The sequence below is a fragment of the Arcicella sp. GW458-12-2-14-TSB2 genome (assembly GCF_059423785.1).
Map to the genome: position 1 here is coordinate 13,307 of NZ_JBWKYN010000008.1, position 12,822 is coordinate 26,128.

Below are 12,822 nucleotides of genomic sequence, written 5' to 3' on the forward strand. Positions count from 1 at the left end.
GTGTGAACTCAAAGAATTAATACTTTAACCAATCATCAAATATTCATCGTGAAAAGAAACGTTTTAAAAATTCATCCTAACGACAATGTGATTGTCGCTTTAACAGATTTATCGAAAGGTCAAACTGTGGAGTTGGATGGCCAGACTTATACCCTGACTGAAGATATTGCAGCTAAACACAAATTTGCTACTGAGGATTTTGAAGTAGGAGCCGAAATTAGAATGTATAACGTATTAGTAGGAAAGGCTCAATCTCCAATTCTGAAAGGAGGTAGTATCAATATTTTCAATGTGAAGCATGCGGTAGATTCATTTGAATTGCGCGAAAACCATGCAGAATGGCAAGCACCGTCGTTAGCGGCTTTTGAAGGTAAAACATTCAATGGATATCACCGCCCAGATGGTAGCGTAGGTACGGCTAATTATTGGTTAGTAATTCCATTGGTATTTTGTGAGAATCGTAATATCGAAGTACTTCGTGAAGCTTTAGTGGACGATTTAGGGTATGCTCGTACGCATGATTACCAAAATCAAACGCATGATTTGATAGCGTTGTACAAAGCGGGTAAAACTGTTGAAGAAATTTTACAAGCTGATTTACAAGCGCAAGGAGAGAAAGATTCAAAACAAAAGCTTTTCCCAAATGTAGATGGCGTAAAGTTCTTATTGCATGATGGTGGTTGCGGAGGTACACGTCAAGATGCCCAAGCACTTTGTGGATTATTAGCAGGTTATATTACACACCCTAACTGCGCAGGAGCAACCGTATTGAGTTTAGGATGTCAGAATGCACAAGCTAGTATCTTACAAGAAGAAATCGCTAAACGTGATGCTGACTTCAAAAAACCACTCTATATTCTAGAGCAACAAAATATTGGTACGGAATCTGACTTGATGGCGTTGGCATTGAAACAAACTTTTGTAGGGTTAATTCAAGCAAACCAAAATACACGTCAGCCAGCACCATTAAGCAAATTGTGTATTGGGTTAGAATGTGGAGGATCCGACGGTTTCTCTGGTATTTCTGCCAACCCTGCTATTGGCTATACGTCTGATTTATTAATAGGCTTGGGAGGTTCGGTTATTTTAGCTGAATTCCCAGAATTATGTGGTGTTGAGCAAGAATTAACAGACCGTTGTTTGAATCCTGAAGATGCTAAATTGTTCAGCTATTTAGTAAATACTTATAACGACCGTGCGAAGGCTGTAGGGTCTGGCTTTGATATGAACCCATCACCAGGGAACATCAAAGATGGTTTAATTACTGATGCTATCAAGTCTGCTGGAGCTGCTAAAAAAGGAGGTACTTCGCCAGTGACTGCGGTATTAGATTATCCAGAACCAGTAAAAAAAGCAGGTTTAAATCTTTTATGTACACCGGGTAATGATGTTGAGTCGACAACTGCTGAGGTAGCATCGGGTGCTAATCTTGTTTTATTCACTACGGGCTTAGGAACACCAACAGGAAACCCTATTGCACCAGTTGTTAAAATTGCAACGAATACGAAATTGTACGAAAAGATGTCGGATATTATCGACATCAACACTGGAACAATTATCGAAGGTGACGAAACGATAGAAGAAGCGGGAGAACGTATTTTGAACTACGCAATCAAGGTAGCTAGTGGAGAAATAGAAGTTTGTGCCGTTAGAAATGGACAAGATGATTTTATTCCTTGGAAACGTGGAGTATCTTTATAGGATTGAAAATTGAGTATCGAGGATTGATTTTCAATATCTTTTAACATCAATCCTCGCTTATTTAAATTCTCAATACCAAATCAAAATTTTTAACAAAATGCTGTACACGAAAACATTCTTAGACGAAGATTTCCTTTTACAAACTGCAACTGCTAGTAAACTGTACCATGAGTTTGCTAAAGAGATGCCAATTATTGATTACCATAATCACTTACCACCAGACCAAATTGCGAACAATAAGAGCTTTGACAATTTAACACAAATCTGGTTGTATGGCGACCATTACAAATGGCGTGCGATGCGTGCGAATGGTATCAACGAAAGCTATTGCACGGGCGATAAGTCTGACTATGAGAAGTTTGAAAAATGGGCAGAGACAGTACCTTATACAATGAGAAATCCATTGTATCACTGGACTCACCTAGAATTACAGCGATATTTTGACGTTCACGAAATTTTAAATCCAGCTTCGGCACGTAAAATTTTTGATGAATGTTCTGAAAAACTACAATCACCTGAATATTCAGTAAGAGGATTGTTGTCAAAAATGAATGTAAAAGTTGCCTGTACTACAGACGACCCATTAGATTCATTAGAATATCACCAAGCGATTAAAACTGAAGGAACACTGGATACTAAAGTATTGCCTACGTTCCGTCCAGATAGATTTATTTTAATTGATAATCCTAATTATGCTTCATTTATTGAAAAATTAGGCACACTGGTTAATGTAGAAATTAGTACATTCTCGGCTTTAGTTGCGGCATTAAAAACACGCGCAGAATTCTTTGCTTCAATGGGTGGAAGGTTAGCCGACCATGGTTTAGAGCAAATTTATGCAGTAGATTTCACCGAAGAAGATGCCAATAAAGTTTTCCAGAAAACAATAGCTGGACAAAGTATCAGCGCTGACGAGGCTTTGTTGTTCAAATCGGCGATTTTACACAGCTTAGGAGTAATTTATCATGGATTAGGTTGGACACAACAGTTCCACTTGGGAGCGTTGAGAAATAATAATTCAAGAGCAATGCGTTTGTTAGGGCCAGATACTGGTTGGGATTCAATCGGAGATTTTTCTCAGGCGGCTTCTTTGTCTAAGTTCTTAGGTCGCTTAGATGAATATGACCAATTGGCACAAACTATTATTTACAACCTTAATCCACGTGATAACGAATTGATGGCAACCATGATTGGTAACTTCAATGACGGTTCTGTAGCAGGTAAGATTCAGTTTGGTTCAGGTTGGTGGTTCCTAGACCAAAAAGATGGCATGGAAAGACAAATGAATGCACTGTCTAACATGGGCTTATTGAGTCGCTTTGTAGGAATGTTAACGGATTCAAGAAGTTTCTTGTCATTCCCACGTCATGAATATTTCCGTAGAATTCTTTGTAATTTATTAGGGAATGAAATTGAAAATGGCGAATTACCAAACGATATAGAATGGATCGGAAAGATGGTTCAGAATATCTGTTACAATAATGCCAAGGATTATTTTAAATTTTAATAAATAGAAGTAGGCTTTAAGCAATAAGCACTGAGCTTTTGTATCATAAAAAATCTCATAGCTTATTGCTTAAAGCTCATAGCTGATAAATCATGAATAAAGTTTGTTGTTTCGGAGAATTGTTATTGCGTCTTTCACCAAAAGCTGATGGAGTTTGGATACAAAATGCTTCAATGCCTGTGTTTGTAGGTGGGGCAGAATTGAATGTCGCTACTGCTATAGCTAACTGGGGAATTAATACTAGCTATTTCACAGCACTACCTGAAAATTCTTTAGCAAACGATATAAAAAAATATATAGCCGATAAAGGAATTGATACTTCGGTCATTAATACGTCTGGAGAAAGAATCGGGACATATTATTTACCACAAGGAGCTGACTTGAAAAATGCTGGCGTAATTTATGACAGAGCATATTCGTCGTTTTCAGTATTAAAAGTGGGTCAGGTAGATTGGAAAGAAGTGTTGAAGGATGTGTCTTGGTTTCATTTTAGTGCCATTAGTCCAGCCCTCAATCAAGATGCAGCAGATGTTTGCTTAGAAGTATTAAAAGTAGCTTCAGAGATGAACATTACTATTTCTGTAGATTTGAATTACCGCTCAAAACTATGGAAATATGGCAAAAAGCCAACAGAAATAATGCCTGAATTAGCACAATATTGTGATGTAATTATGGGTAATCTTTGGGCGGCGAATACCTTATTAGGAATAGATATTGACCCTTTGTTATTAACAAGCCTTGAAAAACAGGCTGATTATGATTATCCTGCACATGGGAAAGCAACTTCTGAAGCTATTCAAGCGAAGTTTCCTAAGTGCAAATTTGTAGCCAATACGTATAGATTTGATCATCAAAAAACAGGCATTGAGTATTATACTACTCTTTTTACAGAGGGAAATCAATATCAATCACCCGTATTTTTTGCTGATACAGTAGTAGATAAAATAGGAAGTGGAGATTGTTTTATGGGTGGATTAATCTATGGCTTATCTCAAAAACATGAGCCTCAAGAAGTAATCAATTTTGCCGCTGCTGCTGCTTATGGGAAACTCCAAGAGTATGGCGATGCTACTCAACAAAAAGTGGAAGCAGTAAAGCTGATTCTTGAAAATTATCTTTAGTTATTAAGTTGTCGAGTGTTATTTAAAATAACAAGCTTGCATCTCTTGATATAACCTATTTGTTTAACAATTAATATTGGCTTTTATGAAAAATGAAAACTTAGCTTTACCTGTTGGTATTACTTTAGATCGGTTCATTATGCGGAATCAAGAGGCATTTCAATTTGCTTCGGGAGAATTATCGCAGTTATTGAGGGATATTGCTTTGGCAAGTAAAATTCTGAATCGTGAAATCAATCGTGCCGGATTGGCTGATGTAACAGGGCTGTTAGGTTCACAAAATGTACAAGGGGAAGCTCAGCAAAAATTGGATGTCATTGCAGATATACGTTTTTTAAGAGCACTTAAAAATGGAGGAGAAGTTTGTGCCATCATTTCTGAGGAAGAACCTGAAATTATTCTGACGGGAAATAATCATGCGAAGTATGTTATCGCTATTGACCCGCTGGATGGTTCATCAAATATTGATTCTAACGTGTCAATTGGTACAATTTTTTCAATTTTTCGTAGAAAAACGCCTATTGGGTCAGTCCCTTCTATGAAGGATTGTATTCAAAGAGGTGATGAACAAGTAGCGGCAGGGTATATTTTATATGGTTCTTCAACAATTTTAGTATATACTACAGGCAAGGGTGTGAATGGCTTTACTTATGATAATTCTTTAGGAGAGTATTTCTTATCTCACCCACAGATGCAGGTAAACCAAAGCGGTACTATTTTTTCTTGTAATGAAGGAAACTTCTATGACTTTCCAGAATGTATTCAAGAGTATTTGAATGAATGTAAGCAAAAAAGATATTCAGGCAGATATATTGGGTCATTAGTCGGAGATTTTCATAGAAATCTTTTAAAAGGTGGAGTATATTTGTACCCACCAACACGTCATAACCCTGACGGAAAATTAAGGTTACTTTATGAATGTTTACCCTTGGCTTTTATTATTGAACAAGCTGGTGGGAAAGCATCTGATGGAAAGCAAAGAATTTTAGAAATACAGCCTCAAAATCTTCACCAACGCTCGCCTTTATACATTGGTTCGTCGAGCATGGTAGAAGACATTGAAGAATGTACTAAAGCGACTGAAAATCAGTTTTCGTAGAAAAAGTATGAATTTTAAATGATGATTGAGTAAGTTTTAATGTTTGAATAGTTTTAAACATATTTCGATAATCAATTAGTCCAAAAAATCTTAAAAATATAAACAAGTATGGCTTTTTTTCAACCCAAAGTATTAAATCAATTACTAGCTGATTTCCCAGTGGTGCCAGTATTTTATCATGAAGAAATTGAGTTAACTCAGAATGTCATCAAAGCATGTTACGATGGTGGTATGCGTGCTTTTGAGTTTACTAATCGTGGAACAAAAGCTTTAGATGTTTTTAAGGCAATATATCCATTTATTCGTGAAAACTGCCCAGAAATGGCATTAGGGATTGGCACAATTTTTACGGTTGAACAAGCCAAAGTTTTTATTGATGCAGGGGCTGATTTTGTCGTACAACCAGTAATTACGCCAGAAGTTGGTGCATTTTGTCAGGCAAGTAATATCGCTTGGTTTCCTGGTGCAGCTACTTTAAATGAGATTTACACAGCAACACAGTTAGGTGCTGAAATTGTGAAGATTTTTCCTGGGAATGTAGTGGGGCCTGGTTTTGTAAAATCAATGAAAGGGCCAATGCCCAATGTAAAAGTAATGGTAACAGGTGGAGTAGAACCTACTGAAGATAGTTTAAAACAGTGGTTTTCAGCGGGTGTTACAGCCGTGGGAATGGGGTCACAATTGTTTCCAGCTAGTTTATTAGCTAGTGCCAAATTTGACGAATTGACGCATACTGTTGAATCTTTGATGAAATATGTTGAAGGCTTGAAATCAAAAAAATAAAAATTCACTAAATTAGCTTACCTCAATTTTTTTAACATTCATGGAAAACACCCTAGGGAAGTATCGTTGGAGAGTAGTAGCATTGCTTTTTTTTGCCACCACAATCAGTTACCTTGATAGACAAGTAATTGCCTTATTAAAACCAACATTAGAAAAAGAATTTAATTGGGCTGAAAGTGATTACAGTAATTTAGTAATGGCATTTCAGGCTGCGTATGCAGTAGGATTAATGATTTTTGGAGGAGTTATCGATAAGATTGGCACGAAATTAGGGTATGCTATTGCAGTAGCTTGGTGGAGTACAGCGGGTGTATTAACTGCTTTTGCTGGAAGTACCCTCGGTTTTGGAATGTTTCGTTCTTTATTAGGGTTAGGAGAAGGTGGAAACTTTCCTGCTGCTATTAAAAGTGTAGCAGAATGGTTCCCTAAAAAAGAAAGAGCTTTAGCAACAGGTATTTTTAACTCGGGTGCAAATATTGGGGCAGTCGTAGCACCAATAATGGTTCCTTTTATATTAGCAAGTTTTGGATGGCAAGTAGCGTTTATCGTTACTGGTGGCGTAGGTTTTATTTGGTTGATTTTCTGGTGGATTGGCTATGAAATTCCAGTTAGACAGAAAAAACTTTCGAAAGAAGAATTGTTGTATATTCAATCTGATAACGAACCAGATACTTCACAAGAAAAACCCGTAAAATGGATTACTTTGTTGGGGATTCGTCAAACATGGGGTTTTATCTTCGGAAAAATGCTTACTGACCCAATCTGGTGGTTTTTTCTTTACTGGTTGCCATCTTATTTCTCAGAAACGTTTAAATTAGATTTAAAAAAGCCAAGTTTAGAATTAATCGTTGTGTATACAGCCACTACCATCGGAAGTATTGGTGGAGGTTATATATCAGGATATTTAATCAAGAAAGGCTGGCCAGTATTTAAAGCACGTAAAGCTGCGATGTTGAGCTTTGCCATTGCAGTAATTCCTATTGTTTTTGCACAATATTGTTCAAACATTTGGCAGGCAGTAGTGTTAATTAGTTTAGCGGCGGCGGCTCACCAAGCTTGGAGTGCTAACATTTTCACGACGGCATCTGATATGTTTCCTAAAAAAGCTGTAAGTTCAGTTGTTGGTTTAGGGGGAATGGCAGGGTCAGTAGGGGGAATTTTATTCCCAATGATTGTTGGACAATTGCTTGATACATATAAGGCGCAAGGAAATATCACTGCTGGTTATAACATTATTTTTATCATGTGTGGCTGTGCATACCTATTAGCATGGGGAATTATGCATTTGTTTACACCAAGAAATGAACCCGTAGTCATTTAAAATATTAAATTGGATAATAGTAGAGTGTTTACAGGTATCGCAGCTAATGTGATACCTGTTTTGTTTTATCGCATTTCCATTTTCCCGATATTGCTTCATCTGCTGTTTTTATCCTTACAACAGCAAAGTAGGGCTATATATCTAATCTAGTTTTAGGAAATAGCAAAAGTCAATACAAAGAAGTATTTTGCATTAAATTACATTTCAAACAAACTTCATAACTAAATATGAAAAAACTATTTCTCTTATCGGGTTTATTGTCGGTTTCATTATGGACTATGGCCCAAAACACTTACCAAAATCATACACAGCTTTCTTCTAGACTCAAAGCATTAAGTTCAAAGTTTTCCTCTAGCGTTACTATTCAATCAATTGGTAAAAGCAAAGGCAATCGAGACATTTGGGCTTTAACCATTGGAAAAGGAAACACCTCGACTAAACCAGCAATCGCTATTGTTGCGGGTGTAGATGGTACGCACTTGGCAGGAACAGAACTAGCCATACAAATGGCCGAAAAATTAGCTAACGCAAGCGGAGACTCAATAGCGAAATTGTTAGATACAAAAACGTTTTACTTTATCCCGAGTGTAAACCCTGACGCTCAGGAGCAATTTTTTGCGAAAACGAAATTTGAAAGAGGAGGGAATGATACACAAACAGATGATGACCGAGATGGCTATTTGAATGAAGACCCTTTTGAAGATTTGAATGGTGATGGTATCATCACTCAGATTCGTGTAGAAGACCCAACGGGGACTTTTATTGTAAGTAAAGAAGACCCAAGAGTATTGATAAAAGCAGACCCAGCCAAAGGAGAAAAAGGGAAGTATTTATTACTAACAGAAGGCACGGATAATGATAAAGACGGTACATTTAATGAAGATGGTGTAGGAGGAGTAAACATTGATAAAAATATGACCTACGACTATCCAATTTTTACGGCTGGCTCTGGCGATTTTGCTGCATCAGAATCAGAAACCAAAACTTTATTGAGTTTCTTGTACAAAGCCACTAATGTTTTTGCAGTATTGACTTTTGGCCCTGCTAACAACTTAACTGAAGCTCCAAAATTTGACAGAAGCAAAACTGCCAAAAGAATCATTACTGGAATATTAGAAAAAGATGCTACTGTAGGCGAACAAATTAGTAAATTATACAATACTCAAACAGGCTTGAAAGATGCTCCTGTTTTGCCACAGACCAAAGGTAACTTGTCACAAACTGCTTATTTCCATGTAGGTAGATTTAGTTTTACAAGTCCGGGATGGTGGGCACCTAAAATACAAGCTCCCAAAGATAGTACTAAAAAAGAAGTAGCTACTCCTAGCAAAACTTCGGATAATGAGGATGTAAAATATTTAAAATGGGCAGATGCACAAAAATTAACGGACGTATTTGTGAATTGGCAGTCGATAAAACATCCTGACTTTGCTAACAAAAATGTAGAAGTGGGAGGGATTGCACCTTATGCAAAGCTGAATCCACCTGTAAGTTTCCTGACAGAATCTGCTAATAAACACGTAAAGTTTGTAACAGCTTTGGCAATGCAAATGCCAGAAATACAAATTGTAGATGTAAATGCTGAGGCTGTTTCAACAGGATTATCTAGGGTAACTATTAAAGTAATCAATACAGGTTTATTACCAACTTATGCAGAAATAGGTGACAAAGTTCGTTGGGTGCAAAAAGTAAAAACAGAATTGAAACTAACAGGAAATCAAGCCATCGTTTCAGGGAAGAAAATAAATCTAAGAAGTGCTTTAGGAGCAGGTGAAACCCAAGAATATTCTTGGTTAATCAGTGGTAATGGCTCAGTAAATATTGAAGCTGGTTGCCCAACCACAGGCGTAAAAACTGTAAATGTTAGCTTAAAATAACCAAATGAATATTAAAGCTGATAGATGTTAACTATTAATTTGAATCAAATCCAATGAAAAAATATATCTTTTTAGTCCTTTTAACCTGCTCGTTTAGTGCTTTTTCACAAGAAAAAATTCAAAATGACGACCTAACTGGTTTAAGAGCAATTGGCTCGCCAGCGAACCCAAAAGTAAAAATGGCTTGGAATCATTACAATGACTATGCGATGATTACTAAGTTTTGTCAGGATTTAGCCAAGGCATATCCAGATTTAGTAAAAGTAGAATCGATGGGTAAGTCTTTTCAAGGCAGAGACATGTGGGTACTAACGATTAGTGATACTAAAACTGGTAATGTAAGCCGTAAACCGGGTTTTTATATTGATGGCAATATTCACTCGAATGAAATTCAAGGTACCGAAGTGGCCATGTATACAGCTTGGTATTTGGTTGAAAATTTTGCAAATGTAGCATTTATCAAACAGCTATTACAAGACAAAGTATTCTATATTACGCCGACTATTAATCCTGATGCCCGTGAGGATTTCTTGAAAAATCCTAATAATGCCAATTCGCCACGGTCGGGGATGATGGCGATGGATGATGATGGCGACGGACAAGCCGATGAGGATAAATATGATGATTTAGACGGCGACGGAAACATTGTAATGATGAGAAGACGTTCGGCAACAGGTCGTTGGAAAGTAGACCCAGAAAATCCGCAAAGAATGGTTCCTGTAAAAGCAGATGAAAAAGGCGATTATGAAATGCTAGGTTATGAAGGCATTGATAATGATGGAGATGGTTTAATTAACGAAGATGTATTGGGATATTATGACCCTAACCGTGACTGGGCTTGGAACTGGCAACCTGATTATGTTCAACGTGGGGCATTGTTCTATCCGGGTACTTTACCAGAAACGCAAAGTATCAAAAACTTTATCATGAATCATCCAAACATTGCAGGTGCACAGAGCTATCATAACAATGGAGGGATGTTTTTGCGTGGGCCTGGTGCTGAAGAAGATGCTCCCTTTTATACCACTCAGGATGCTTCGGTGTATGATTACTTTGGGAAAATCGGCGAGAAAATGAATCCAGGCTATAAGTATTTTGTCATTTATAAAGATTTATACACGGTTTATGGGGGTGAGATTGATTGGTTTGCTTTGGGAAGAGGTATTTTTACGTTCTCAACTGAATTGATGACTTCTTATAAATTGTTCAATAAAGTAGGTGAGGAAGGACGTTTTCAAAATAATGAATTTGAAGAATTTAGTCGTCTGATGCTATTTGGAGATGCCTACGTAGCTTGGAAACCTTTTAAACACCCACAGTATGGCGATATAGAAATTGGGGGTTCAAAGAAAAACTATGTAAGGGCACACCCAGGTTTCTTATTGGAAGAAGACGCTCATCGAAATATGGCCTTTACTATTTTGCATGCTTCGCAAATGCCTAAACTGGATGTATTAGAAATTAAGCAAAAAGCGTTGGCTGGTGGTTTAACAGAAGTAACGGCTATTATTGTCAACGAGAAAGTAATTCCAACGCATTCGGCACACGATATAAAGTATAAAATTGAACGTCCTGATTTTATTACGTTAAAAGATGCAACTGTTGTGGCTGGAATGATTGTTGAAAACGAAGATACTAATCTTGCGAAAGAACAGCTAAATAATCCACAGACGATATCGGTTCCGAGCATTCCGGGAATGGGTACTGTAAAAGTACGTTGGATTGTTAAAGGTAAAAGTAATAAATTTACGGTTGAAATCGATAGTAAGAAAGGTGGACTTGTGTCTAAGACCTTATAAAATGATTACCTAAAATGGAAAAAATTAGATCTACAACCGTTCTGGCGGTGGTGCATAATGGCGAAGTAGCAATTGGTGCAGACGGACAAGCGACAATGGGAAATACCGTTGCCAAAAATCATGTGCGCAAAATCAGAAAAATGTTGGATGGAAAAATTGTAACAGGTTTTGCAGGTTCAACGGCTGATGCTTTTACATTACTAGAGCGTTTTGAAGAAAAACTAAATGCTTATGGTGGCAATATGAAGCGTGCAAGTATAGAATTAGCCAAAGATTGGCGTACTGACCGCTATTTACGGAAACTAGAAGCCATGATGATTGTTGCCAATAAAGAAGAAACTTTGATTATTTCAGGTACTGGCGATGTATTAGAACCTGAGAATGGGATTGCTGCCATTGGTTCTGGTAGTAATTATGCACTCTCGGCTGCTTTGGCAATGCGTAAACATGCGGCTCATTTAAGTGCGGAGGAAATCGTTCGCGAAGGCTTAACTATCGCTGCTGACATTTGTATCTATACAAATCATAATTTTATTATTGAGAAGCCAGTTTAGGCTTTTGGCTGTAAGCAATAGGCTTTTGTTTGCGACTTTAAAAAAGCTGCAAAATCAGCGAATTAAATCTCCATAAATCTGCGGGTAAAATAACGTTTTTAACCCGCAGATTTTCGCTGATTGGATACGCTGATTTACGCTGATTCATTTTTCGACGATATCAAACATCCGAAAGCCTATTGCCTACAGCATATAAAACAGCCATAAAAAAAATCAATTAACCTGTATCTTGAAACCTTTTTTTTATTAATCTTGTATTCCAATAGAGTAAGTATTTAGAAAACTTTAAATTGAATAAAACTATGTCATTAAGATTAGGAGATATTGCACCCGACTTTACAGCGGAAACAACTCAAGGAACAATTAATTTTCATGAATGGATTGGTGACTCATGGGCTTTACTTTTTAGCCACCCTGCTGACTTTACACCAGTTTGTACAACTGAATTAGGAAAAACGGCTTTATTGAAAGGTGAATTTGAGAAAAAAGGAGTTAAAGTAATCGCTGTTTCAGTAGATGATTTAGACTCACATAATAAATGGGTGCCAGATATTGAAGAAGTAAATGGTGTGAAAGTGAATTTCCCAATCATTGCTGATTCAGACCGTAACGTTGCTACGTTATATGATATGATTCACCCCAATGCTTCTGAAAAAGCGACAGTTCGTTCGGTATTTATCATTGGGCCAGATAAAAAAATCAAGTTGACATTAACGTATCCTGCTTCTACAGGACGTAATTTCCAAGAATTGTTAAGAGTAATCGACTCGCTACAATTAACGGCTAATTACCAAGTAGCTACTCCAGCAGACTGGAAAGATGGTGAAGATGTTATCATTACACCAGCAGTAAAAACTGAAGATGCAGCGGCAAAATTCCCTAAAGGTTTTACTATTGTGAAGCCTTATTTGAGAACAACGCCTCAGCCAAATAAATAATCGTTCAATGATTTTGTAAATCATTGCATAGAAAAGGCAAGAAGATGAAATATCTTTCTTGCCTTTTTGTATTTTTGTAATATGAATTCTTTAAAACTACTCAAAAAGCGCTTCCGATTACT

At 37.0% G+C, this 12,822-nt stretch carries 10 protein-coding genes; all 10 read left to right on the forward strand.

Annotated features, from left to right (window positions below; translation table 11 throughout):
* Window positions 1-48 precede the first annotated feature (48 nt).
* Window positions 49-1,701: a UxaA family hydrolase gene (locus AC07XN_RS02025; RefSeq protein ID WP_309918559.1), complete on the forward strand. Its 1,653-nt coding sequence runs from the start codon at window positions 49-51 to the stop codon at window positions 1,699-1,701.
* A gap of 97 nt (window positions 1,702-1,798) precedes the next feature.
* Window positions 1,799-3,208: a glucuronate isomerase gene (uxaC, locus tag AC07XN_RS02030; protein ID WP_494741863.1), complete on the forward strand. Its 1,410-nt coding sequence runs from the start codon at window positions 1,799-1,801 to the stop codon at window positions 3,206-3,208.
* A 92-nt stretch (window positions 3,209-3,300) separates the two neighbouring features.
* Window positions 3,301-4,329, forward strand: coding sequence for a PfkB family carbohydrate kinase (locus AC07XN_RS02035; RefSeq protein ID WP_309918564.1), 1,029 nt, complete (start codon window positions 3,301-3,303; stop codon window positions 4,327-4,329).
* 85 nt (window positions 4,330-4,414) lie between these two features.
* Window positions 4,415-5,428 carry a class 1 fructose-bisphosphatase gene (gene fbp, locus AC07XN_RS02040; RefSeq protein ID WP_309918566.1) on the forward strand — a complete coding sequence of 338 codons (1,014 nt, stop codon included), beginning with the start codon at window positions 4,415-4,417 and terminating at the stop codon, window positions 5,426-5,428.
* 108 nt (window positions 5,429-5,536) lie between these two features.
* A complete protein-coding gene (locus AC07XN_RS02045; RefSeq protein ID WP_309918569.1) occupies window positions 5,537-6,211 on the forward strand; it encodes a bifunctional 4-hydroxy-2-oxoglutarate aldolase/2-dehydro-3-deoxy-phosphogluconate aldolase in 675 nt (224 codons plus the stop codon).
* Window positions 6,212-6,251: 40 nt separating this feature from the next.
* Entirely contained in the window at window positions 6,252-7,532 is a 1,281-nt protein-coding gene (locus AC07XN_RS02050; protein ID WP_494741864.1) for an MFS transporter, read from the forward strand.
* 227 nt (window positions 7,533-7,759) lie between these two features.
* On the forward strand, window positions 7,760-9,409 hold the full coding sequence (locus AC07XN_RS02055; protein ID WP_494741865.1) for a M14 family metallopeptidase: 1,650 nt from the start codon (window positions 7,760-7,762) through the stop codon (window positions 9,407-9,409).
* Between the two features lie 53 nt (window positions 9,410-9,462).
* Entirely contained in the window at window positions 9,463-11,208 is a 1,746-nt protein-coding gene (locus AC07XN_RS02060) for a M14 family metallopeptidase (RefSeq protein WP_494741866.1), read from the forward strand.
* A 14-nt stretch (window positions 11,209-11,222) separates the two neighbouring features.
* Complete coding sequence (gene hslV, locus AC07XN_RS02065) at window positions 11,223-11,762, forward strand: ATP-dependent protease subunit HslV (RefSeq protein ID WP_323248371.1); 540 nt, start codon at window positions 11,223-11,225, stop codon at window positions 11,760-11,762.
* Between the two features lie 302 nt (window positions 11,763-12,064).
* Window positions 12,065-12,700, forward strand: a complete 636-nt coding sequence (locus tag AC07XN_RS02070) for a peroxiredoxin (protein WP_309918584.1) — start codon at window positions 12,065-12,067, stop codon at window positions 12,698-12,700.
* Window positions 12,701-12,822 lie beyond the last annotated feature (122 nt).